Here is a 24,419-nt window from a genome sequence, read left to right as displayed (position 1 = left end):
AAATCCAACCTACCATGAGATACCTTGCCATTTTACTCCTAATTTTTTGCACCCTTGGTGCCGAAGCCCAGCTAGATACTCTTCTTCTGAGGAATAGGGATAAAATTGCATGCAAGGTTCAAAGAATAGAACCCAAACAAATTGTATATGTAAATCCTTCATTATCGGAAGAGGTCATCTTTAAAATTCCCACTTGGAAAGTTGTTTCCATCACCTTTAAAAATGGGAACGCGTGGGAAAATGATGCGGCAATCCTTGTTAAACCAGATACCACCGGGTATGCTACTTTGTACCCACCAAGAAAGTTTGCCTTAAAATTTATCCCAGGCAATTTTGGTCAATTTGGGGAGTTCGGAGTCGAATATGCTGTTGGTACAAAACAATCCGTGGATTTGATGTACGCCTACCAATACAATTATGGCTGGGGAAGGGACAGATATTTTAAATTGGTTTCAATTGGTTATAAATGGAGGGGTAGGAATAAATACAACCGCCAGTTTATGGCAAGCGGTCCCTTTTTAAAACCATCTATATTTTACCATGATTATTACGAACATCTTGGTGAGCAAGAGGAAAAATTAGCAAATAGTGCTGGTCTTATTTTGCATGGAGGATATCAATGGATTGTAAAAGGAAGGGGATTTATTGAAGTTTCCGCAGGATATGGCCTTGCGTACCTTTTAAACTCTGCCCACAATAAAAGAGACCCCAACAATCCAGGAGGGGATTTTATCACTTTGGATGAAGAAGGGGAAGATGAAGAAAGAAGTGGTTGGGGTAACAATAGATACCGAAATAACACCTATAGATTTTTCCAACATAAAAAAGGTATTCCGAATATCGCAGATCTAGCCAATGTTTCTTTCAAAATTGGTGCAATATTCTAACCCACCCCAATCAAATGCTCTAATAATGAAAACTCCTACCCTTTTTATAATTCTTGCTTTACTTCTTTGTAAGATTACACATGCACAGAGCGATACCATTTACTTCGCAGATGACAACATATCCATTTGTGTGGTTGAAAAAATGAATTCGGATGAAGTGGTTTATTCTAAGCCAACGCTTTCTCCCGATGTGAAATTCAATGTGAGCAAGTCAAAAATTAGGATGATTAAATTTCACGACGGTGAAGTTTGGATCAATTACCAGCTTGGAAACAGTAATGAAAATCTAAAATTCCGATATCCTGATAGGAAATATGCAATCAAGTTATTTCCTGCAACTGGCTTCCTAAACTATGGAGAATTAGGTTTTGAAATGGCCACAGACAAAATTTCAAGTATCGATTTTAATCTCTTTTTCAACTTACAAAATAGTGAAAGCTTTCATCTGGGAGCCTTTGGATACAAGTTTAGATTGTACAATAAATACCAACGAGATTATTTAGCCTGTGGGCCCTATGTTAAACCAACGGCCATCTTTTATAAGCACACTTTAAAGTTCGAGAATGGTAAAGAGCACAAATACTTTGGAGTGGGCCCTATGTTAAACTTCGGCTACCAATGGGTAGTTCTAGGAAGAGGTTTTATTGAACTAAACCTAGGTAGTGGACTTAGCTATTCTTCCACCAATTTCGGAGACCGTCTAAGTGAAAATGATAGAGAAACCTTGCAAAATCCTAATATTAAAAACTACAAAAATCCAGACGAACAAAGAATGTTCTTCTTTGAGCAATTGGACGATAAAATTGAAAACTGGTCAAACATTTATCATGGTTCCATTCGAGTTGGAATCGTCTTTTAACCCCAATAACTACCAAATATGAAATCGATTTACGCAGTAATTTTCACCCTTTTCACTGTATTAGGGTATTCACAATCCGACACGCTAGCCCTTAAAAACGGGGAAAAACTTGTGGTAAAAATCACCTCAACAAAGGGTCAAGAAATTGTTTACCAAAACTTCGGTTTTGGAGAAAATGTAACCTTTAGTATCGACAAAGAAAAGGTAAGTTACCTTGTAAGAGCATCATACGGTGAGCGTGAGTACATCAAGAACAAAGGCAACAAGAAAACCAAAAAAACAAAATCATCATCTTTAGCTAAATCTTCAAAAGAACCCAAGAAAGCGAAAGCACCTAAAGAGAAAAAAACTTGGAAACTTTTTACCCCTAAGGAAGCTACGGTTAACAGTGAACCTGGTAATCAGGAGACTGCAAAAGTGGAAAAAGTGGAAGAGAAACAAGAAACCGTTAAGCCTTCAGAAAAAGAGGAGCCCAAAACTAAAGAAGAAGCCGTAAACCAAGAGGAAACTGCTAAAAGTAAGCCTGTTAAAACACCCAAGGCCGAAAAGAAGGAAACAAAGCCCTCAAAAGATGAAAAAGGAAGACCGCGATTTTTCTATCCCCACAAAGTCCCAGGAAATAAATTGCAGTACAACCTCGTAAACCTGGGAACAGGAATTCTAGAATTAACTTATGAGCGTGTTTTTTCTCAACATTTTGGTTTAGAACTAACCTATGGTACCAAATCAACCAATGATATTGAACTTAGAAACTACGGTTTGGGCTTTAAGCTTTATAATAAATCCAAAGGACAAGGTAGAACCGGTAACACCTACTTTAAACCCGAATTGTTTTACCTAACCTATGTGAAAACAGATGATGGTGTTACCCAGGAAGAAGGTGGAATTTTGGGTGGAGGAACCACCAGCACTTACTCTGCAACGTACGAACAGCAAATTGCAGGTTTAGCATTACACATTGGTAGAAAGTGGGATTTTACACCTCGTTTCCAATTCGAGATTTTCCTTGGAATTGGAGCGGGATATTTAATAGAAAGCTACGACAGCGACAACCCGAACAGCGAACCGAATTACGGCTCACAGGACGACATTAGAGGTTCTAAATTTGTTTACACAGAAGGATTTAGAAATGAAGAACTACCTGTAGTACCAACTGCTTCTGGTGGTGTGAAATTTGGTTTTAGCTTCTAATTCTACATCAAAAATTCAATTCAAATAATTATGAAGGCCGGCAAAATTTTCACTTTAACCCTGATCATAGGTTTGTCCAATTTAGTTTTTGGTCAAAAGGATACCATTTTCAAATTTACTGGAGAGGTAATACCATGTAAGTTGGTGGAAATTGGAAATGATATAATTAAATACACCAGACCAGAACTTAACCCTGACTTGGCCTTTACCATTAATTATTCGGCTTGCTCACGAGTGGTTACCGCCAATGGTAAAAATGTGGTTTTACAGGAAAACCTCAACAATCAAGAGAACTACAGTCAACAAAATAAGCGTGCTATCAAGTTTAACTTTTTAACCCCACTGACCAACTACTGGGAAGTTTCTTACGAGAAAAGCATAGAACCTGGTAAATCTATGGAGGTTAATTTGGGATTTAACTTTGGTACAACCGAAATTTTTGGCAGTTCAGACGAAGAAACCACAGGATTTAATGCTCGCTTTGGATATAAGCTACTTAAAAGCCCAGATTTCTATCTAGCTGGAATGAAATACTCCCATATTTTAAAGGGAGCGTACATCAAGCCAGAATTGGTAATTAGTTCGTTAAACCACTCTGGAAAGGCATATCAGTACGACCACGCTACTTTGACATCCTCCGAACAGGGTTATAGCTACAAAACGTTGGGTGCCGCATTTATGGTTAACCTAGGAAAACAGGTGGTGTACTCAGATAGTTTTTTAATTGACTATTTCGTCGGGATAGGATATGGAGCTGTCACTAAGTATGATGAATCGGCGGAAATGGATGAGGACAGTTATTACTACTCCTATGGTACGGGAGAGGTCCACCGTGGAGGTATTATAATTACAGATGGTAGCCCCAAAATAGCATTGAGCGCCGGATTGCGGATAGGTTTTCTTTACTAAGACACAATGAGAATAGCAGGTTTGAGCCTGCTATTTTTTTGTCCTCACTCCAAGTTTTATACACTAAAAACCATTTTTCAGTTCAAATTTTAACGTTTCGTTTGTTTTATTATGATTTAAATTAGCTTAAATGATTTAAATGGTACTATAATGTTATCTTAATGCCGTAATTTAACATCCCGTACCATGAAAGTGCTTCGCTTTTTCCTTTTTCTTATTGCCATTCTTTTGATTTTTGTAGGTGGATTTCTGGTTTATCTCAAGGTATTTTTGCCTAAAGCAGAGCAAGCACCAGAAATAACCGTAGAGCTTACACCACAAAATATTGAAAGGGGAAAATATTTAGCCAATCACGTAATGTTATGTATGGATTGCCATGCCCAACGCGATTGGACCACTTTTGCAGCTCCCCCCGTTAAAGGTTCTATGGGTGCTGGAGGAGAACGCTTTGATCAGATGATGGGGTTTCCAGGGAAATTTGTTTCCCCAAACATTACCCCTGCCGGATTGGGAAAATGGACCGATGGGGAAATTTACCGGGCTATTACCACGGGAATATCGAAAGACGGTAGAGCGCTTTTCAATTTAATGCCTTATCACCATTACGGTAAAATGGACCCCGAAGACATTAAGTCGGTTATCGCATACATCCGAACGTTAGATCCGGTAGATTACCAACCTGAAAAATCCGAACCTGATTTTCCGATGAATTTCATCATTAACACCTTACCAAAAAAGGCTACTCCCAGCAAAAGACCCAGTCAGGAAAACTTAATTGCCTATGGAGAGTACTTGGTTAACGCTGCAGCATGCTATGACTGCCATACCAAGCAAGAAAAAGGTGAATTCATTGGAGAGGATTTTGCGGGAGGCATGGAATTTCACTTTCCCGATGGAAGCATTTTGCGTTCAGCCAATATAACTCCACACGAAACTGGAATTGGAGCCTGGAGCGAAGAACAATTTATAAGCAGATTTAGGCAATACACCGATAGTAGCTATGTACCACCAAAAGTAAAAGCAGGGGAATTTCAAACTGTAATGCCATGGCTTATGTATGCCCATATGGACACCAATGATTTAAGAGCAATATATGCATACTTAAAGTCATTGCCAGCAAAGGAAAACAAGGTGGAGTTGATTACCGCTGCGCTTTAGTCAAACACTCTTTAAAATCTAGAAGATTTTGCTAGAGGCTGTAATTTACCTGTAACCCAATTAAATTATAGTTATTGAAGGGTAATGAAATTCTTGTTCCAGAACTATTTCTCGGAAAGTTTAATTCATTGCCCCATGGCAAATTGAATTCCACATTTCTAGCAATGTACATTCCGACTTTCAAAGGATTAAGATTTCTTATCGGATTTAACATAAATCCAGCCTTAAACCTAATTCGATGTATTCCATCTGGTGATTTCTTTCCAATTGCTTGAAAGTTATCATCGTAGTACGTTCTCTCTTTGCCATTTAAATAATAATAAAGAGCCGTCTGCATATAGGGCTTAATTTTTAAAGGGAGATTTCCCTTTCGGTAATAAGACCTAATTACCAACTGAAATCGTTGTTGATACCTTGAAAATTTGGGATTGTTATTTTGAGCAATCACCCTGGTTAACAAGCCTATTTTTCCAAGTCTAAAGGATCGAGAAATCATTGCTGTTTGGGTAACAAAATTTTTATTCCCACCAGAAGATAATTTATAACTAGATATTGCTATTCCCATTGAAACAGACCAGAACCGATCTAGTTTATAGGCCACAGAAAAATCATGGTAATTGAACCATTTTTTATTCGTAGAAGCTCTTATGCTATATATATTTAGATTACTGGCACTAAACCTATTGTTTAGCTTTTTTGAAAGAAGAACGGTATTCCAATAAGTGTTTTGTGACCTCGAATTATCCTGTCCAAAAAGGGGGTCTAAAAACAGAAAACTGATTAGAATAAAGACTAATTTTATGAGCTTCATCTTTTAATCCCTTTCACATTTTCAGAGACTTTTACAGCTGCTTTTTTACAGCCAGAAATTAACTCCAACTTAAAAGTAGACCCCACATCTTCAGGCTTCATTTCAAGGTAAAGGGTACTGGAAACCCCTACGGCATTTTTTTTGTCATTTACAAAAATTGCTGAAGAAGTACGTTTGGAGTTTATCCGGTATATTTTTTCTTCTCCCGTGTTGAGATTGGTTAGTTTCAATTTCACCAAAATTTCATCCAACATGGAGTAAGAAAATTTTGGTCTTACTATGATCCTTAAATAATCACTGCCGTTAAAATTAAACAGGAATTGATTTGTTTTTCTATTTAGCTCATAATAGTTACTTACCCTACCTGATTTAGTAAATTGAATATTTGATGAAGCGAGAACTTTTTTTGATTTTAAATCCTTCCACTGTGGTTTCGAAAATGGAGTATAATATGCTTTGACGTACACACGAGGCTCGGGCTGATATTTATAAATTTTATAGGTGTTTTTTCCAGGTTCCACTGGGATATCCAAACGATAATACTTGGTAGGCGCTCCTGGCAACTTCTGACTTTTAAATTTCAGATTCCCAACTGTAAGTGCAGGTACCTCATATATGTCGATATGTTTATTATTCTTAATTACCTTTATTTTAAATGGTTCTGATTTTAGCCCCTCCTCTACTCTTACCCTTACATTTAGGCTTATTACTCCTGGTCCGTTGACCTTATAAATTGTGGATGATTTTGAAGAAAGTGCATAATACTTATGCTCGTATTTTCCTTTTAAGGTTACTTTACTAACCTCTTTTACGGGATTTAAATCCACTTTCTTTTGAGCATTGCAGAAAATGCTGAAAATTAGCCCCAGACTAAGTATTAATACTCTGTTATTTAATAACATTTTGCCCTAATTTATTTTGGTGGTTGTCGTAAAGTATGATTGCTGTTATAAAAACGATAAGCAACAAGGTAAGACCAATTACAAGATTTAGATTGTATTCCAAATGTTCAAATAATTCGCCCTCTCCAGGATTGGGAAGCGGAACCGGATCCTTGGGGAGGCCATATTTATCCATTATCCGGTTGATATTCAAAAAGTTTATGAAAGGGACACCCTTTAGTGCAACCATTTCGAAAAGCACCCCTGTTCTATCTTTAAATTGATTCAATTTTGGGTCAAGAACTAATCCAGATGGGATGTTGTCATGATTATCACTGCTACCTAGGCTTGCTACTCCTCCCCCTATATTTATAAACAACGAGATTTCCTTTTCAAATTTATTTTCGTTGTCCTTTATAATTTCAATTCTTTTTAAAACATTATCTCTCAACGACGTACCGTTGATTAATGGAATATTATTTCTTTCTATTGCTATAATTGCCGCCTCCCTACCCGACGGAGTTAATGTTCGACCTATATCTTGATTAGCACCAATTGAAGCACCAACAACCTGAAATGACACCAAGCCTGCTTGGTACAGGTGGTTATGCATATCTAAATAGGTATAATTGGGGTCATTTGCCCCCCAAGAGGATGAGGTAACCGAACTTATAAAGGTAGTTTTTAACCCCAAGACCTCGGATGCCGCTAGATAAGCAATGTTAATAGCAGGAAACGAACCTGTTGCACAAACTGCTACGTGATCTCCTTTTTCAACACCACTTTCTTTTAATAGCTCAATAATTAGAGCTGCAAAATTTGGATTAGTGGTACTTAGTTTAATTGGTAAGGATCCTCTTCCAGAAGTTATTTCGGAATATCTGGTTCCAATTAGCCGAGTGCCATTAGGATCGTTAATATTGTCAATTGAAATTTCATTTAGAAAATTCTTTTGCTTAAGGTATTGCTGATATTTTAAGTTGAGCTCTGCTGCGGCTAGTTTTTCCTCGTAAAACTCTTGTTTGGTTAGTTGCTGAGTCTTTTCAACCAAGAAAATAGCCATAATTGATATAAGAGCTAACACAAGTAGGACCCATGTAGACCTAATGGAGATGTTTCGCATGATACGTCTAATAGAGGTTTGGAATAATTTCACCTCCCATACAAAGGATCACTAATAATCTAGCAATGGAGGAGATAATAATTAGCATTGAAATTGTTTTAACGAACCCTTGTTTAAGAGACCAGTGTGCCACTAAGCCTGGTACAACCCACCCTACTGCTGAGAACTCTAGCGTTGTATTTTGGCCATTTATGAACATAAAATGATGTGAAACCATGGAAAATATTGTTCCTACTAAAAGCGCAATCACCATCTGCCTTCGACCAAATAAAAACGTAAATTTTCCAATTAGCTTCAAAACAAAAAATGTAATTAAGGCAACCAACACCAACCCAACTAATCGGTCTGGAGTTCCTAATTGAAGTGCCACATATCCGGGAACTATAATTCCACCTGCAGCCATTCCAAAAGACTCCAAAAAGAATAATGACAAGGCTATACCAATCGTTACTGCTAATTCTATCATAGCGTTCTTTTTTGAGCAAAATATTCAGACATTTCTGCACCACCTGCTCCCATATTACCTACTGAAAATATCATTGAATTCGATGCAATAAATTCCATGATTTGATTAAACCTAACTTCTGGATCATAGGAAGAAATAACATGAACTTTATCCTCTAAAAACCCATGTTTTAAGGCTATAGACCGGGACAATTCAACATTATCTCCACAAATAATAAGTCCATCAAGCGCTACACTAGAAAATCCAGATAAAAGGGATATTGTCCTGTCTTTTCTGTCTTTTCTTCCGTTCAATAACAAATAACCAGCATCAAAATCTTCAATTGAACTTATATTCTTCCAAATCATTATACTAGACTCAATATCGTTTGCGGCTAAACCATTATAATAGACTATCTTCTTTTGTGAAACATCGATTTCATATTTACGCAAAACACCTTCATCGGGAACACTCTTTTTCATAGCCTCCAAGGCGACGGTTTTATCCACCCCTAGGTCTTCACAAATGTCCAAAGCCAGTGCCACATTGGACGCATGCTCTAAGTAGGTAAAGCCTTTCATATCCTGCTGGCTAACTTGCCCCAAATCGGAGAAATAAATCTCAGAATTCCTTTTCTTACTTTTTTCAGTTAACAAACCTCCAAACCTATCTTCTGCAGTATAAAGTTTTGAGTTTTTTGGTACCGTATTTGAAATGGCCTCAGCAACATTTTCCAATCTAGGTCCCATAACATCCAAATGATCCAACCTAATATTGGTAATAACCCCGTGGGTCGCTTTAATCATCTGATGTTCGGTAATTTTTTGATAAATGGGCTGTAACGCCATACATTCTATCAATAATACATCGTAATTATTTTTTGCACAGTACTTTACTATATCTAACTGTTCAAGAATATTTGCACCTGCTTTACGATGGATAGCTACTTCAGTACCATCACTTGAAACTAACCTCGGAAAAGTTCCAGTAACTTTTGTCAGGGTCTTGAGGCCTCCTGCTCGTAACCCCGCTCCCACCAATCTAGTAACACTGGACTTCCCTCTGGTTCCATTTACATGAATTCTAATTGGAATTTTTCTAAGATAAAATTGGTGTCTTTGGTACTCAAGTACCCCGTAAACCAAGAGGCTTACGGTAATTAAAACAATAAAAATTAGATTCACCATACTTTAAGATGGCTGCAAATCTAATATTTTATAAGTACTTGCTTTCTAACACGTTCATGTGGTGCATTACATGACCGGCCATTATATAGCATATTGCTTGTACACCAATTTTTACACCACTTGCTTTACCCATGTTATTCCATTGAGATTGGGAAAGGTTTTTAAACATGTGTAGGTTAGCTTGGCGTAAATGGTAAAACTCTTCGAGCAATTCCTCCATAGCTACATCATTAAATGGGGCATTAGCCACATAATCATCCTGCTCAAAACCTGGAAGCTCCTTTTCTTCACCGCGACTAAATGCCATTGCGCGATATCCAAATATCCTTTCTACATCATTGATATGTCCTACAACCTCCTTTATCGACCATTTTCCTTCGGCGTATGAGGTGGTGTATTCATTGGGAGCCACTCCACCCAACAATTCATCAAGGGCTTCGCTTTGTTCTTCCATTACTACAACAGGGTCCTTCTTCCCTATTAATCTTATATAACGGTGGTAGTACTCTGGTGCAACCGCCAACACCTCATCCAATAATGACATATGCTATTAAAAATCGAAGCGAAAAATAGGATTTTACAATAGGAATGGGGATTAATTATTGGTTATTTTTAGTCCAAACTTGTAATCAATCCGAGCAATAAAATGTTTGAAACAGAAAATAGACCACCATATCAATTTCGCTATCCTCTTACTGATAAATTGCTCGATATTTCTTGCCTTGCCCTTGCAATATCTTCCTGGTTATACCTATTCTATCACTATGGAAGTATACCTGCAAAAGTTCCTATGCATTTTAATGCCGCTGGCGAAATAACCCGATATGGTGTAAAAGCCGAACTTTTTATCCTAACGGTAGTTGCAACAGCCGTTGCAGGAGGATTGGTAGCGCTTGCGAAATATCCTCGCATATATAATTATCCGGTAGAGATAACAGCGAAAAATGCCCAGAAACAATATAATCTAGCAACTCGAATGGTTCGGGTTATGAATTTATTGGTGACCACTCTTTTGTGTTATGCCACATTTAGCACCATACAAATAAGCATATCCAACAAAAATAAATTATCCCCTATGGTTATTTACATATTGGTTGCAGCCGTTTTCGCATTGATTATAGGCTACCTAATCCTTGCGAACAAAAAGAACAAGGACTAAATAACTCGCTTTTCGATATAATCGGAGTTAAACAGACGAAGAGCACCCATGTACTTCATTTCAAACTCTACAAAATCGCCCACTTTATATTTTTTTGCCTCGTCCCCTAGTTCTATAACCAACATATCGGACGAAGCTCCTGAGATTGTCAAACCCTTTTCGACAGGCTTTACAAAGTCAGTAGAAAGGTCAAGCAGTCCTACATCCAAAATCATACGCTCTGCAGTTAACCCATATTCACTCTCATCAATTTCATAGGTTTCGCCTGAGGGATTGGCCTCCATGTTCCCTATGGGCACCTTAGGTTTTTCAGTAATTTCAATTACCTGAGCGTACAATTTAAATACATCGTTGTGCATTCCCTCAAAAGTGGTCCCGCCCACTAAATCAGCTCCAAAATAAAGGGTCTCTCCCACCCTAAAATGGTTAATCCCCTTAGGAAGGCGATTATTCATAAGTAAGGGCATTACAACAGATGTCCCTCCAGTTACCCATGGAATTTCCACATTAAATTTCGCTTCTAAGAGCTGTTTGTATAAAGACAACTGAATAAGCTTATCCTCTGAAGGCATTACCCCATACAAACAATTTAAATTCGCTCCCAATCCAGTTACTTTAATATGCGGCAATTCGAACACCTTTGAATAAAAGTCCAAAAGTCGTTCTCCCATAATTCCTTCGCGCAGATCCCCGAGCTCTATCATTATAATAATATGATGCGTCTTGCCCTGCTTTTTAGCTTCCTTGCTTATCTCTTTAATGGTAGTGTATGAGGAGTTTAAACTGGCGTCCGCATAGCGAACTACATCTTCTATGATTTCTTTGGCGGGAGGCTTAATATATACGGTTTCAATGGAGGGGTCTAACTCTTTTACCAATACCAAATTACTAAGGCGTGCATCACAAACCTCTTTTGGCTTGTGTTTCAGGACTTCCTTCATCAACAAGGTATTACCACATAACAACTTGGTAACTGGAGCCCATGAAATATTGCGCTCCTTGAATTTCTGGTCGAGAAACTTATAATTCTCTTCTAACTTTTTTGAGTCTAGGGTTACGTAGGCCATGTTACTTAATTAAACGAGGTATGTTATGAGGTAAACGCGTTAATAGTTCGTAATTTAATTGATCTGAAAATTTACTAAACGAAGCCACGGAGATCTGTTGGTCTCCTTCGCCACCTATCAAAGTTACTTCATCTCCTATCTTTACGGTTTCTAGGTTGTTAATGTTTACGGCTATGCAATTCATATTTACTATTCCTATCACACCAGCCCGTTTTCCATTAATAAGTACCCTACCGGTGTTAGAAAGGTTTCGAGAATATCCGTAACCATAGCCCACGGGGACCAATGCAATTTCGATGTTTTCACTAGCCTGGTATGAGGTACCATAGCCAATGAAATCTCCTTTTTCTACTTTTTTGAGGGACATTACAGAGGATTTCCATGAAATCACTCGCTTTAATGGGTCTTGCCCCAACTTTTTCTTTTTTGAGCTGTACTCGATAAAAATCTCTTCACTGGGCCAATACCCGTAATTCATAATGCCAAATCGAACCAAATCGAAATGCATATCTGGATATCTAAAGGCCGCAGCGGAACAGCAAGCATGTATTTGCTCAAATTGTAAATCTTGTTGTTGCAAGTATTTCAGATACTTTTTAAAAGCCCTCTTCTGTTTTTGAATTCGGAGATAATTGCTTATTGATTCAGCGCCTGCGAAATGCGTACAACATCCTACTAGTTCTATATACCCTGCATTTTTTTTAACAAATTCAACCACCTGTGGCAATTCTTCAACTTGAAATCCGGTTCTATTCATCCCCGTTTCCAACTCTAAATGAATTTTAGCAGGAATATTTAAACGCTTGGCTATTTGCACAGCTTTTTCTAGCCTTTTAAACTCAAAAACGAAAAACTCAACTCCTTTTTCTATGGCCCATTCTACCGCTGCATCACTTAGATATCCCATTACAAGAACAGTCGGATGGGCTTTACTTGCGGCATATACCTGCTCCGCCTCTTCGGCAGAATAAACCGAAAAATGATCTACCCCGGCCTTTTCAGCCATACTAACTATAGGCTTAATTCCATGGCCATATGCATTTCCCTTTGCCACAAAGCTCAATCTGGCATTTCCTTTCAATTGCTTTCTTAAGAAAGAAATGTTATTCGCCAAGGCCGTTTGGCTCAGTTCTATATAGGTGGAATTAAACATGAAGCTCTTTAAAGTAGTTGGTAAGTAGTTTTATTGTGGGATAAATAATCTCATCAGGAAAGTTATATCCCGGATTATGCAAGGGCTTTTGATTCTTTCCAGACCCTACTCCAAACATTAAGGTTGGAAAAAGCGGGGACAAATACCCAAAATCTTCTCCCCAAGTGTTGGGACCCGGCAATCTAGACATTTTTAAATCAATGTGTTGGGCTTGACTTTCCAATTGGGTTAACAAAACTTCGTGGGCTCCAGTTGCAGGAAAAATTTCCAATTCTTCGCAGGTAATATCTAGATCCTCCTCCCTAGCCAATTCCTCCGCCTTTTGCTTAAGGGCGTTTTTAAACGATTCGAATAACTGGTTATTTGCCGCGCGAATGGTTATGTGAATCTCTCCGTTTCCTGGGTTGGTACCATAAGCGGTATCTCCAACTCGAACACAAACAACTGTTCCGAATGCAAAGTCATTAGGTTTTGGGAACACGTTATTATCGTCTAACCAACTACTTAACTTAGAAATGGCTGCATTAGGGTTTTTACCATTCCAGGGTTCTGCAGCATGAGAACACAACCCTTTAAACCGAAAAACAAGGGTAGAAACTGCGGCAGAAAAAGTGTTGTGATTGGTTAAGATGGTCCCTAATTCGAAGCTGGGTAAATTATGAATGGCTGTTGCACTTTTAAACTCAATGGAATTAAAGGTTTCATCTTTGAGCACTTCCAACATCCCCATTCCCGTTTCTTCCGCAGGTTGAAAAAGCACGTATATCGGCTCGTTGATCCCGTTTGAAATAACACTAGAGCATAGCCCAACAGCAATTGCGGTATGTCCATCGTGGCCACAAAGGTGGGCTACTCCTTTGTTAACTGATTGGTAAGAAAGATCTGGGTTATCTTCTTGGATGGGAAGCGCATCAAAATCGGTTCTATACAAATGACCTGCAGCACCTATATCTCCCGTGCACTGTACTAAAATTCCCGTACCTGCAACTTTCCAAATTTTTACCGGATTAAACCCTTCTAGTACTTCAATAACCTTTTTTTGTGTTCCCTTTTCCTGAAAAGCAGTTTCTGGGTTTTGATGCAAGTGCCGCCGTAATTCTACTAATTGTTGTTCACCAATCATTTTTGTAACCTCATTTCTAGGTACTTGCTGGTAAAACCTAACTTTTCATACAAATGCCTTGCAGGGTTATCTGGTTCTACATGTAGTGCAACCGCTCCCTTAGCATGGTCGCAAGCTGCCTTCATTAGCTTTTTTCCTACTCCTTGCCCTCTAAAAGCTTTATCTACGGCAATGTAGACCAATATATTTTCTGGGATATATCCGCCCATTCCAGTTTCGTTCATTATTACTACTCCTGCGAGTTTATTATGCTCATCGTGTGCTAGGGTTACAAAACCACCAATTCCGGATTTTAGAGCAAAATCATAACACATTTTTATTTGATCCACCGGATCGCCATATTCTTCTAAATGTTTGTGTAAAAAGGAGCAAATTGTCTCTCTATCAAAAACGGGATGTGCTCCGCTATCCCGTGTAATTATGCTTATATCCATGTCGCTTAAAATATGTAGAAATAGCGTAAAAAATTACTAATGAGGTGGTAAGTCCAAACAAATTAGGATCTAGATCGTAGGGCATTGATACCCCAGAAATCTCCAATGCCAGCGTACATACTCCTCCCCCTATCATAGCTCCTATAGCGGCGTTTGGATGATGATTCTTTCCAAAAAAACCACCCAATAATGGAACTAACAAACCACTAACCATAAAGGCATAAGATAGTAGCATTAGATCTAAAACATTGGTCATAAATCCTGCAAAAACCATCGCAGTTCCACCTACCAAAAAGGTAATAGCACGATTCCATACCATAGATAAATCGCCACCACCTTTTTTGTTAGGTTCTATCAAATCGGAAACGATATTACCAGAAGCAGCCATTAAACAAGAATCGGCGGTTGACATAATAGCAGAGAAATAAGCCGACATAATCAAACCCAATAGTCCAACGGGAAAAACGGTCTTAAGTAATACCGGCAATCCTGTTTCGGCATCGGGCTGTCCGCTCTCTAACAAAGGAAGTTCTATTTGATTTTCTAGCCAAGCAACTTTGGCAATCACCCCCAGCAAAGTGCCCAAAAAAGCCATTACCGGCCATTCGAAAAACCCTGCTATAAACCATGCCTTCTTGGCCTCTTGGGCAGATTTACTTGCATAAATCCTTTGGTATAATGTCATACCAACAAACCAAATCGGGATAATAGTAATGGCCCAATTAATTAGTTGCGACCAGCTTACATTATCCAACCGCATGGTGGAAGGATCTAATTCAGAATACAATCGATCCCAACCACCAATGAAATCTATTGAAAGTGGTATTCCAATGAAAATTAACCCGGCAAGTAGCAGTATCCACTGAACGGTATCGGTATAAATCACCGCCTTTAATCCGCCCATTACGGTATACACCACGGCAACGCCTCCCATTAGCCAAAGGGCTTGATCCAATGAAAGAATATCGAAGGTACCTGAAGCTAATTTAGCACCAGCCAGAATTTGACTGGATGTAAACCCCCAATATCCAATGGCAGAAATTACTGCAGCCACCATGGCCACTTTTCCATTGTATAAGAATTTAAAAAGCTGAGGAAAGGTTAGAAACTTGTGCTGGGCAGATAGCTGGTAAACCTTTGGAACGAGGTAAACTCCACTTAGAATAGCTCCGATTAATCCCGTAAACAACATCCAGGAGCCTGATAAGCCTATCAAAAAACCTAATCCTCCTAATCCTATGCTAAATCCACCTCCTACATCGGTAGCCACTACCGACAAGCCGATATGCCATCTCCCCATACTCCGCCCACCGACGTAGTAGTCATCTTTAGCTTTGCTGGAGCGCATAAAAAAAGCTCCAAAAGCAAGCATGGCAAGAAAATAGAATATGAAAATTATTAGGTCGAGGGTGTGCATGATGGCACACAAAGCTAACAGATTAAGAACTTTTATCTAAATCTCTAAGGCATGAAAGCCTGTAATACCAACCCTTTTTATAATTAATTGACATTTTAATACAAAGCTTCTGAAAAGCCTCATCAAGGTTTTGGTTAGGGTATTTATAATCGCGTAATGCATGGATAAATTTCATGGTGTGGAAAAGATCAAATTTTTGGAAAAACCTCTTAACTCTTTGATCTTCACATGCAGTATTTTGTTGAATAACTTCCCAATCCTTCTTCCACCCAAACAATGCATCTAAATGATTCAATTCTTCTTGATACTTTAGTTTTCCTCCGAATAAAGTACTGTCCACCCAATTTTTAAGAACGTCAAAAATCGCACTGTGGTAGGTATCCAAAACCTTTCCTTGCTTTACTTCCTCCATAGCTCTTCCTGTGCCAAAAGGAACTCGAGTACTTATCCTAGCGCTGGGATATACCGTTGTTTCAAAACACTCGGAAAACCCACCCAGATGCATGAGTTTGTTTAGAAAATAAAAATCCTCACCAGCCTTTTTGGTGTTCATCCCTCCCTGCTTCACATAAGCCGTCAACCTGCAAGCCATAGAACTTCCTACCGTATGAAAAGCGTAGGGATGCCCCATAAACCTTAAGTGTTGCCGGTACAGCCGCAGATGTGACTCGTACGCTGCAATTGGCGGTTCTATATTCTCTGATGGAGCTACCGGATGTTCAAAATTTATACTGCAGGCCGGAGTGTCTTTGTTCTTAGAAAAATGCCTAATTATTTCCTGAGTGTAATTTTCATTTACGCGACAATCTCCATCCAAACACGCCAAAATACAGTCGGTGTGATTTATTGCTGTGCAATGGTCCACAACGGTATCCATCAGTATTTTTCTAGCCAGTCCTACCCCGCCTTCCTTATCGCTAAACACCGAATGGATTACATTTAATGGGTAGTGTAACTGTTTGGAAAGCCCTTGTAGGGCCTCGTATTGGCTGGCATTAAATAACTGCGCTTCCTGGTCGGATTCTAACGAATTTAAATGCACCCAAACCTCGAATTCTCCTTCGTTTGAAGCGAGATCCATCAGTGCTTTTTCCAATTCTGTTTCGTGGTAGGCTGGAATACAAATGTAAAGGGGAGCAGCTTTCTTGCTTGTGACTTTCACCTCCCCTATTCGACCTCTTTTATCGAGGTATTTTTTTACGGATAAAGTCGCTTTAGATCCCAAACCCCTAATTCGGTTTCAGTCATTACCATTCTATCGTGCAAACGGCTAGCGCGCCCTTGCCAAAACTCTATTTTATTGGGGTTAATAATATAACCTCCCCAATGTGGTGGTCTTGGAACATCCTTCCCATCATATTGCAAACGAAGAGTTTCGAGCTTTTTCTCTAAAACTTCTCTTTCTTCGAGGGTTTGACTCTGATTAGAGGCCCATGCTCCCAATTGCGATTCTCTTGGCCGGGATGCAAAATATTCGTCGCTTACTTTTTCCGATGTTTTACTGATTACACCCTGAATTCGGACTTGGCGCTCAAGTTCGGGCCAAAAAAACAAGCAGGACACTTTAGCATCCTTTGCGAACTCTTTTCCTTTTTGGCTATTGTAGTTGGTATAAAAAATAAATCCATCCTTAGAAAAGCCTCGCAAAAGCACTACCCTGCTACTCGGGAACCCATCAATACCATTACTCGACACGATCATAGCATTAGGTTCTTTTGCATTTTTAATCGCATCGGCTAACCATTCCTCAAAAAGAGGAAAAGGAGTTTTTGGCACATCGGATTCTTCGAGTGCGTCTTTGGTATAGTTGGTTCGTATGTCTTTAATCTTTTCTTTTACGCTCATTTTACAGGCATTTTGCTTGTATAAACAACAAAGCTACAATAAGGTTAATACCTACAAGGCCGAATAAAATGAAATTATCTCTAGACCTGAGCTACCAAACCCCAAAAGAATGGGCAAACGTTGTATTGAGCGATTTTGATGCTTTTCTGCAAGACCACGCAGATTGCGAAAGAAAGGCCAGCTCCATGGCCATGTCATTGGTCGCTAAAGCGCCAGACAAAACAAAAATAATTCCTGGGCTAATTGATACCGCCTTAGAAGAGTTAGAGCATTTTCAGATGGTTTACCAAGTTATGGAGAAAAGAGGTGTTATGCTACCTCGGGAAATGGAAAAGGACATGTACATCCATGATTTGGTTGCGAAATGCAGGCACGGCGCAGAGGAACGTTTTTTAGATCGATTATTGCTAGGATCCATTATTGAGTGTAGAGGCGCTGAACGATTTAGACTGGTAGCCGAAGCATTGGAACCCGGCGAATTAAAGGACTTTTACAAAATGCTTTGGACCTCTGAGGCAAAACATGGGAACATCTATGTAAAATTTGCATTAGAATATTATGAGGAGCAGGAAGTTTTTAATAGACTTGAGGAGCTGAACCAAGCCGAAGGCGAAATTTGTGCTCAACTTAAATGGCGTCCAGCACTTCATTAATTATGGACATAGAAATAAAACTAGATACCAATATTGCTCCGGGCGCCGGTAAAATTTTAATCTCCGAACCCTTTTTAGAGGATCCATTCTTTAAGAGAAGTGTGGTTTTGCTATGCAGACACTCGCTTGCTGAAGGTAGCTTTGGGCTGGTATTAAACCGTTTTTTGGATGTGGAAATAAACGAAGTAATTACCAATTTCCCTGCTTTTGGCGGTAGAGTTGGAATGGGAGGCCCAGTAGAACCCTCCAGCTTATTCTACCTACATACCCAGGGTGATGTAATTGAGGATTCCCTGCATGTTTTTGATAATGTTTACCTCGGAGGTGACTTTGAGAAAGTAAAAGAGCTGCTAAATCTTGGAATAATGACCAAAAAAGACGTGCGTTTTTTTATTGGATATTCGGGGTGGGCCAAAGACCAACTCCAGCATGAACTGGATGAAAAATCTTGGCTAGTTGCCGAAACATCGTCAAAAGCCGTAATGGAATCTTCGGATAAAAATTTATGGGAAAAAGCCCTAAAAGATCTGGGTGACGACTTTGGCTTTCTTGCTAACTTTCCTGAGGATCCTTCTCTAAACTAATTCGCTCCTCCACCTGCTGGTTCAAAGCCTCAAGAAGCTGATCGGCAACCTTGTGAAAATAGCGCTTGCTTTTATATCGATTAACCCATTGTATCCCTTTAACGCCATTGGTTAAAAAGACCTCATCAGCATTCATTAGCCTTTGGTGGGTTAAACCGCATTCAAAAACCTTAAATCCTAAATCAATCGCCGCGTTTATCACGTGCATCCTCATGGTTCCTGCTACGCAACCTTCGTTTAATGCTGGGGTGTAAATAACATTTCCACTTACCGTAAAAATATTACTACTAGTACTTTCCACAATATTGCCCTTTTCATTCAAAATCAACGATTCATCCAGTCCCCTCTCTCTGGCGTCAATTCCAGATAAAACATAAAGCTGACTGTTAATGAGCTTAAGACCCGACAGCGCGTTTATTTGTTTCTTGAAATCGTGATAGGTGTCTACTGCCAATCCCTGGGGATTTAGTGAAAATCCTTCACCTGGAGTATTTTCAACGGTAAGTAAATAGCTTAATTGATTGTCCTCTGGGGTATATCCTAGGCCAGGATTTCGAAAAACTGCCAAACGAACGCGAGCATCACTATAAATGTCGTTCTTTTCTATTAGCTGATCAATGTGCTGAACAATACGTTCGACGTTGAAATAAGAAGCCGTTTCGATTTTTAATTTCTCTAGACCATAAAACAAGCGGTTAAAATGAACGTCGATATCCCATGCCTTTTTTTTAATCACTCTAAACGATTCAAAAAGACCGTCACCATAGAGAAAAGCACGATTATCCGACTTAATTACAGCATTGGATTGCAGTAAATAATTTCCGTTAAATACAAGGTATTGTTCCGCTGGTTTATCCATGAAGTATGGGTTGGATATTTTTTACAAAGTTAGTGTTCGCTTCTATCAAAATGCCTTTTATCCCATGCTTTTTAGCAGGAATTATATCTCTTTCCTTATCGCCTATCATCCAGCTGATTTCTGTTTGGATATTGAATTTGGCAATGGCCTTTTCAAAAAGCAAATCTCCGGGCTTACGGCATAAGCACTTCGAAAAGTCAGGATGATGAGGGCAATAGAAGATTTCCTCAATTTTTATTCCCAGGCTAGCAGCTTTTTCAAAGATTAAATTGTTGAGGGTTAGCACATCTTTTTTCTGGTAAAGTCCTTTTGCAATTCCACTTTGATTCGTAATCACAACAAATTGAAACCCTTGCTGAGCAAGTTGCTGCATGCCTTCCCAGAAACCATCTACCCATTTAAAATCGCTGGGTAAAAATGTATGTTTCCCCCTTTCCTGGTTAATTACTCCATCTCTATCTAATAGAACGAATTTCCCCATTTTAACTAGCTATATATTCCGAAATAGATTTAAAAAACTGTGGGAGAATCCTAAAATCCAGGAAAATGGTAAAAAGGATACCGAATATAGCCCCATAGAAATGGGCGTCATGTGCAATTCTTCCACCTTCTCGCTTGTCCATAAAATACTCGTAGGCCAGATAAAGCCCTCCAAAAATAAAAGCTGGGATAGGAATGGGAATAAAGAAAAGATAGATGCTGTTTAATGGCTGGAACAAGACAAAGGAAAAAAGGACTGCACTCACAACTCCACTCGCTCCTACCGCATGGTAAGAGGGATTATCTCTATGTTTTGCAAACCCTTTTACCGATGAAAAAATGGCCGCGCCTATTAGAAGCAAGTAGAACCATAGTTCCCCAATAGCCCCCTTTAAACCTAAAAACATGCTCAATACATATTTTCCAAAGGTGTAGAACACAAAAAGATTAATCAACAAATGTCCTATAGATCTATGTACCAAAACATGACTTAAAAAACGGTACCACTGCTGGTTTTCAACGATGTAATAGGGAGAGAAACTTAACTTATGAATAAGCTCGGGCTTGCGTAAGGCTAAAAAAGAAACGACAGCTATAACGGCAATTAATACCAAAAACATCTTTTTATTTTTCCGCAAGAAACGAAATATCCACGTGGTTGGGGTTTTAGGCTTGAACAATTTAATGAGCAAAGTCAGAATGATTTTATTAAATCCATCAATTGGAAATAATCTGCTAGTTCGTAGTTTGCAGACCCAAGACCATGCCCCATACGTCGCCTAAAATATCGCTGATTACCGTTAATTATAATGGTGAAGAAGATAGCTTGGAGTTTATAGCATCCCTCCAAAAAAGCACGCTCCGTGATTGGGAGTTATTTGTGGTAGATAATGCATCCCACAGAAGCCCATGCCGAATTGGGGAAATCCAAGATGATAGAATTCAACTTATTGCGCTGAGCGAGAACAAGGGTTTTGCAGGAGGAAACAACGTGGCAGTACCTAAGTGTTCTGCTCCCTATCTGTTTTTCGTAAACAATGACACCATTCTTACTCCCGATTGTTTGGAAATCCTCCATGATACGGCAGAAGAAATTGAAAATCTGGGGGCATTAAGCCCCAAGTTTCATTATTACCACCAACAAAATTTGATAGAGTTTGCCGGTTGCACGCAGATAAACAGAATAACCGCCCGAAATACAGCCTTGCACAACAGAGAAATTGATAACGGGGTGAAAGGATTAATTGAAACTCATTACGCACACGGTGCGGGAATGCTAATACCAAAAAAGGTAATAGAAACTGTTGGCACCATGCACGAGGCCTTCTTTTTATACTATGAGGAGATGGACTGGTGCGAGCGAATAAGAAAAGCTGGATACCAAATATATTGCCAACGCGACGCGCTTATTTACCATAAAGAATCAGCCTCGGTTGGAAAACTTAATCCCCTTAAAACCTATTACCTGAATAGAAACCGTATATTGTTTATGAACCGAAACTTTCCCTACCCCTCTAACTTTCCCTTTCTCCTGTTTTTGATATTTATATCCATACCCACAAACTTTTTTCGTTTTCTAGTGAAAGGAGAAATAGACCATTTAAAGGCCTACTTGAAGGGAATATACTGGCACATTAATTCAAAATCTACCATTTAATGTGCGGAATAGCTGGATATATTGATTTTTCTAAAACACTGGGCGAAGACCATCTTAAACCCATGTGCGACGCCCTTACCCATAGAGGTCCAGATGCCGAGGGCAGAACTGTTCACCTCCATCCTAATGCCCACATAGGTTTGGGACACCGAAGACTTTCCATTTTGGATTTAAGTGCCGAGGGAATTCAGCCCATGGAAAAAAATGGTATCTCCATTGTTTTTAACGGGGAGATATACAATTTCAATGAAATTAAAACGGAATTAGAGTCTTACGGAGCAAAATTTAAATCGAGAACCGATACAGAAGTAATAATTGAAGCCTACCGAGAATGGGGCATGTCTTGCCTTACTAAGTTTAAGGGAATGTTTGCCTTTGCATTGTACGACGAGCGCAAGGAAAAGGTGTATGTGGTTAGGGATCGCGTTGGAGTAAAACCATTGTTTGTTTATCACAAGGGGCAGCACATCCTTTTTGGGAGCGAACTAAAATGTTTTCATGAAAGTCCGGTTTTTGAGAAGGAACTGGACCACACCGCGCTATCACTTTTCTTAAAATTAAGCTACATCCCTACTCCCTACTGCATTTTTAAGCACACCCAAAAAGTAAAACCCGGGCATATACTCGAGATAAATCTCAATAAGCAAAGCATAGTAGAAAAGAAATATTGGGATGTTGTAGATGCCTACAATGCACCGCCACTCGATTTATCTTACGCAGAAGCCGTTGATGAACTAGAAAGGCTATTGCGCAAAAATTTCATGTACCGCATGGTTGCCGATGTTCCTGTAGGAGTCTTTTTAAGTGGAGGCTACGATTCTGCCGCGGTTGCATCCATTATTCAAGATCAAACAAGTAGTCCAATTAAAACCTTTACGGTTGGATTTAACGAAGTAGATTTCGACGAGGCTAAGGATGCAGAGAAAATAGCTAAACACATTGGAAGTGAGCACTATACACTCACTTGCACTCCAGAAAACGCCTCCGACATTTTTCATAAAATACCTCAGGTATACGACGAACCGTTTGCAGATAATTCCGTAGTGCCAACTATGTTGGTATCTAAATTTGCCAAACAAGAAGTAAAGGTTGCATTGAGTGGAGATGGGGGCGACGAAATTTTTGGTGGTTACAATAAATTTAAACAGGCTTTAGATTTCACCCAGCGCTATCCTCACTTGCTACAAACGGTATTGGGAAAAGCCATGTCCCTAATAGATCCAGAATCCCTTCCCATTTTGCGGAATACCCATAATTTTTCCTCTCGTTATGAGAAGATGATAAACATTTGGATGTCGCATAGCCCCTTTGTTGCCTTAAAGAATATTTCCTATTACATAACCGATGAGGAGGTTAAAAAAATCCTCAATGTACCCTTTGATTCCCCTACAACATTTTTCGATATCGAAGGGAAACTAGCCCCTCACAACGACTATTTAAACAAGTTGTTAGCCATAGATTACAAGACATTTTTAATGGATAATAACATGGTTAAAATAGATCGGGCTTCCATGTCGGTGGGATTAGAGGGACGAGAGCCCTTTTTAGACCAGGAAATTATTGAGTTTGCCGCGCGACTACCTTCGCATTACAAAATCAGGTCGGGGTACACCAAGTCTATGTTAAAACATGTAACCCACCGATATATAGACCCTGCATTAATGGACCGCCCGAAAAAACCATTTATTGCCCCCTTAAAAGAATGGTTTAAGGATGACATGCGTGGATTGATGATGGATTATATCAACAAGGAAACTTTAGACCAACAAGAGATATTCAATACCAAGGAAGTATTGGCGATGCGAGATAAATATTTGCAAGACCGAGGAGTTGGACATCAAAAAGTGTGGAACATCCTCCTTTTCCAATTATGGTATAAGGCGTATATGTAGTGTAGGAAAATCTCCAATATAGACCTAAATAATAAACTACATGGAACTTATTAAATCATCCCAAACAATATTAGGTTCTTGCATAATTTCACCGTCGGGATCAATAACTATATAGCTAGGAAAACCAATTGTTAAAAGAAATTCGTCCATAAAATTCGGGAAAAAATCTTTATCGAAATTCAATAATTTTTTATTTGTTCTTATATCTCCATATTCATCTATATCAACAAAAAACAAAGGTCCGTTGTAACCTCGCTCGTTAAAAATTTCCCTTAGTCTGTAACGCTCCATATAATTTTCAGGTGAAACAAATAAGACCAATCCCTTTTTTTCAATCTCCTTCTTGTATTCCAAGATTTCTGGCAATTTTTCCTTACACGGTTTACAAAAAGTCGCCGTTTTAACAACAATAATTTTTTTTCCAAAATATCGTGATAATCTGATTAAACCATCCTTATTAATAGTGTAAACGACGTTGGAATCAAGAAAATTTGCAGGTATTTTTTCAGGTAAAGAAAAATTAAATTTAACTGGTTTAATTTGGTCTCTGTAATCTAACGGCAAATCAGAATATCTGGGATTTATTAAAAACAGAGAACATCCTGTGAAGACAAATAAAAAAAAGAGTAGCACCATAAGTACTAC

27 protein-coding genes are annotated in these 24,419 nt (G+C 38.9%); 10 read left to right on the top strand and 17 right to left on the bottom strand.

What is annotated here, in order from left to right; genetic code table 11:
* The first annotated feature begins 14 nt into the window (after window positions 1–14).
* From FRX97_RS11480 to FRX97_RS11460, 5 genes are all read left to right on the top strand, one after another.
* Window positions 15–887, top strand: coding sequence for a DUF3575 domain-containing protein (locus FRX97_RS11480; protein ID WP_147015362.1), 873 nt, complete (start codon window positions 15–17; stop codon window positions 885–887).
* A gap of 25 nt (window positions 888–912) precedes the next feature.
* The gene (locus tag FRX97_RS11475; protein ID WP_147015361.1) at window positions 913–1,746 is read left to right on the top strand and encodes a hypothetical protein; all 834 of its coding nucleotides are present in this window, start codon (window positions 913–915) and stop codon (window positions 1,744–1,746) included.
* Window positions 1,747–1,764: 18 nt separating this feature from the next.
* On the top strand, window positions 1,765–2,937 hold the full coding sequence (locus FRX97_RS11470) for a hypothetical protein (RefSeq protein ID WP_147015360.1): 1,173 nt from the start codon (window positions 1,765–1,767) through the stop codon (window positions 2,935–2,937).
* Window positions 2,938–2,967: 30 nt separating this feature from the next.
* Complete coding sequence (locus FRX97_RS11465; RefSeq protein ID WP_147015359.1) at window positions 2,968–3,846, top strand: hypothetical protein; 879 nt, start codon at window positions 2,968–2,970, stop codon at window positions 3,844–3,846.
* Window positions 3,847–4,032: 186 nt separating this feature from the next.
* Window positions 4,033–5,004: a c-type cytochrome gene (locus FRX97_RS11460; RefSeq protein ID WP_147015358.1), complete on the top strand. Its 972-nt coding sequence runs from the start codon at window positions 4,033–4,035 to the stop codon at window positions 5,002–5,004.
* Window positions 5,005–5,035: 31 nt separating this feature from the next.
* On the opposite strand, the gene FRX97_RS11455 is transcribed toward FRX97_RS11460, so the two are convergent.
* Genes FRX97_RS11455 through FRX97_RS11430 form a run of 6 tightly spaced genes read right to left on the bottom strand, consistent with a single transcriptional unit; the run spans window position 5,036 to window position 9,995 of the window.
* Window positions 5,036–5,815, bottom strand: coding sequence for a hypothetical protein (locus tag FRX97_RS11455; RefSeq protein ID WP_147015357.1), 780 nt, complete (start codon window positions 5,813–5,815; stop codon window positions 5,036–5,038).
* Entirely contained in the window at window positions 5,812–6,717 is a 906-nt protein-coding gene (locus tag FRX97_RS11450; RefSeq protein ID WP_147015356.1) for a hypothetical protein, read from the bottom strand. The genes FRX97_RS11455 and FRX97_RS11450 overlap by 4 nt, the downstream gene beginning before the upstream one ends.
* On the bottom strand, window positions 6,704–7,819 hold the full coding sequence (pgsW, locus tag FRX97_RS11445; RefSeq protein ID WP_147015355.1) for a poly-gamma-glutamate system protein: 1,116 nt from the start codon (window positions 7,817–7,819) through the stop codon (window positions 6,704–6,706). The genes FRX97_RS11450 and pgsW overlap by 14 nt, the downstream gene beginning before the upstream one ends.
* Before the next feature lie 7 nt (window positions 7,820–7,826).
* Window positions 7,827–8,285 carry a poly-gamma-glutamate biosynthesis protein PgsC gene (gene pgsC, locus FRX97_RS11440; RefSeq protein ID WP_147015354.1) on the bottom strand — a complete coding sequence of 153 codons (459 nt, stop codon included), beginning with the start codon at window positions 8,283–8,285 and terminating at the stop codon, window positions 7,827–7,829.
* Window positions 8,282–9,451 carry a poly-gamma-glutamate synthase PgsB gene (pgsB, locus tag FRX97_RS11435; protein WP_147015353.1) on the bottom strand — a complete coding sequence of 390 codons (1,170 nt, stop codon included), beginning with the start codon at window positions 9,449–9,451 and terminating at the stop codon, window positions 8,282–8,284. Before pgsB ends, pgsC begins: the two co-directional genes overlap by 4 nt.
* A gap of 28 nt (window positions 9,452–9,479) precedes the next feature.
* Window positions 9,480–9,995 (bottom strand): DinB family protein, encoded by a 516-nt coding sequence (locus tag FRX97_RS11430; RefSeq protein ID WP_147015352.1) that lies wholly within the window; start codon window positions 9,993–9,995, stop codon window positions 9,480–9,482.
* 102 nt (window positions 9,996–10,097) lie between these two features.
* Here FRX97_RS11430 and FRX97_RS11425 point away from each other — a divergent pair, with 102 nt between their 5' ends.
* Window positions 10,098–10,610, top strand: a complete 513-nt coding sequence (locus tag FRX97_RS11425) for a DUF1648 domain-containing protein (RefSeq protein ID WP_147015351.1) — start codon at window positions 10,098–10,100, stop codon at window positions 10,608–10,610.
* On the opposite strand, the gene FRX97_RS11420 is transcribed toward FRX97_RS11425, so the two are convergent.
* From FRX97_RS11420 to pdxH, 7 genes are all read right to left on the bottom strand, one after another.
* A complete protein-coding gene (locus FRX97_RS11420; protein WP_147015350.1) occupies window positions 10,607–11,677 on the bottom strand; it encodes an alanine racemase in 1,071 nt (356 codons plus the stop codon). The genes FRX97_RS11425 and FRX97_RS11420 overlap by 4 nt on opposite strands.
* 1 nt (window position 11,678) lies before the next feature.
* Window positions 11,679–12,830 (bottom strand): alanine racemase, encoded by a 1,152-nt coding sequence (gene alr, locus FRX97_RS11415; RefSeq protein WP_147015349.1) that lies wholly within the window; start codon window positions 12,828–12,830, stop codon window positions 11,679–11,681.
* Window positions 12,823–13,953 carry an amidohydrolase gene (locus FRX97_RS11410; RefSeq protein ID WP_147015348.1) on the bottom strand — a complete coding sequence of 377 codons (1,131 nt, stop codon included), beginning with the start codon at window positions 13,951–13,953 and terminating at the stop codon, window positions 12,823–12,825. The genes alr and FRX97_RS11410 overlap by 8 nt, the downstream gene beginning before the upstream one ends.
* A complete protein-coding gene (locus FRX97_RS11405; protein WP_147015347.1) occupies window positions 13,950–14,387 on the bottom strand; it encodes a GNAT family N-acetyltransferase in 438 nt (145 codons plus the stop codon). The genes FRX97_RS11410 and FRX97_RS11405 overlap by 4 nt, the downstream gene beginning before the upstream one ends.
* Entirely contained in the window at window positions 14,359–15,735 is a 1,377-nt protein-coding gene (locus tag FRX97_RS11400; protein WP_223266620.1) for a sodium:solute symporter family protein, read from the bottom strand. The genes FRX97_RS11405 and FRX97_RS11400 overlap by 29 nt, the downstream gene beginning before the upstream one ends.
* A gap of 91 nt (window positions 15,736–15,826) precedes the next feature.
* Window positions 15,827–16,966 (bottom strand): glycosyltransferase, encoded by a 1,140-nt coding sequence (locus FRX97_RS11395; protein WP_147015345.1) that lies wholly within the window; start codon window positions 16,964–16,966, stop codon window positions 15,827–15,829.
* A 35-nt stretch (window positions 16,967–17,001) separates the two neighbouring features.
* On the bottom strand, window positions 17,002–17,649 hold the full coding sequence (gene pdxH / locus FRX97_RS11390; RefSeq protein WP_147015344.1) for a pyridoxamine 5'-phosphate oxidase: 648 nt from the start codon (window positions 17,647–17,649) through the stop codon (window positions 17,002–17,004).
* 68 nt (window positions 17,650–17,717) lie between these two features.
* Here pdxH and miaE point away from each other — a divergent pair, with 68 nt between their 5' ends.
* Window positions 17,718–18,302 (top strand): tRNA-(ms[2]io[6]A)-hydroxylase, encoded by a 585-nt coding sequence (gene miaE, locus FRX97_RS11385; RefSeq protein WP_147015343.1) that lies wholly within the window; start codon window positions 17,718–17,720, stop codon window positions 18,300–18,302.
* Entirely contained in the window at window positions 18,281–18,886 is a 606-nt protein-coding gene (locus FRX97_RS11380) for a YqgE/AlgH family protein (RefSeq protein WP_147015342.1), read from the top strand. The genes miaE and FRX97_RS11380 overlap by 22 nt, the downstream gene beginning before the upstream one ends.
* On the opposite strand, the gene FRX97_RS11375 is transcribed toward FRX97_RS11380, so the two are convergent.
* From FRX97_RS11375 to FRX97_RS11365, 3 genes are read right to left on the bottom strand one after another with little or no spacing between them, the layout of a single operon-like run.
* Window positions 18,855–19,745 carry an aminotransferase class IV gene (locus FRX97_RS11375; protein ID WP_147015341.1) on the bottom strand — a complete coding sequence of 297 codons (891 nt, stop codon included), beginning with the start codon at window positions 19,743–19,745 and terminating at the stop codon, window positions 18,855–18,857. The genes FRX97_RS11380 and FRX97_RS11375 overlap by 32 nt on opposite strands.
* A complete protein-coding gene (locus FRX97_RS11370) occupies window positions 19,738–20,226 on the bottom strand; it encodes a D-glycero-alpha-D-manno-heptose-1,7-bisphosphate 7-phosphatase (protein ID WP_147015340.1) in 489 nt (162 codons plus the stop codon). Before FRX97_RS11370 ends, FRX97_RS11375 begins: the two co-directional genes overlap by 8 nt.
* Before the next feature lies 1 nt (window position 20,227).
* Window positions 20,228–20,845, bottom strand: a complete 618-nt coding sequence (locus tag FRX97_RS11365; RefSeq protein ID WP_147015339.1) for a rhomboid family intramembrane serine protease — start codon at window positions 20,843–20,845, stop codon at window positions 20,228–20,230.
* A 143-nt stretch (window positions 20,846–20,988) separates the two neighbouring features.
* Between FRX97_RS11365 and FRX97_RS11360 the strand changes: the two genes are divergently transcribed.
* Both FRX97_RS11360 and asnB read left to right on the top strand, forming a co-directional pair.
* The gene (locus tag FRX97_RS11360; RefSeq protein WP_147015338.1) at window positions 20,989–21,882 is read left to right on the top strand and encodes a glycosyltransferase family 2 protein; all 894 of its coding nucleotides are present in this window, start codon (window positions 20,989–20,991) and stop codon (window positions 21,880–21,882) included.
* A complete protein-coding gene (asnB, locus tag FRX97_RS11355; RefSeq protein WP_147015337.1) occupies window positions 21,882–23,774 on the top strand; it encodes an asparagine synthase (glutamine-hydrolyzing) in 1,893 nt (630 codons plus the stop codon). The genes FRX97_RS11360 and asnB overlap by 1 nt, the downstream gene beginning before the upstream one ends.
* 36 nt (window positions 23,775–23,810) lie before the next feature.
* On the opposite strand, the gene FRX97_RS11350 is transcribed toward asnB, so the two are convergent.
* Window positions 23,811–24,410: a peroxiredoxin family protein gene (locus FRX97_RS11350; protein ID WP_147015336.1), complete on the bottom strand. Its 600-nt coding sequence runs from the start codon at window positions 24,408–24,410 to the stop codon at window positions 23,811–23,813.
* Between the last annotated feature and the right edge of the window lie 9 nt (window positions 24,411–24,419).

Origin of the sequence: Luteibaculum oceani, assembly GCF_007995015.1 — a bacterium.
GTDB classification, from domain to species: domain Bacteria; phylum Bacteroidota; class Bacteroidia; order Flavobacteriales_D; family Luteibaculaceae; genus Luteibaculum; species Luteibaculum oceani.
The sequence above is the reverse complement of the archived record's forward strand: the minus strand, read 5'-3'. Positions and strand labels throughout refer to the sequence as shown.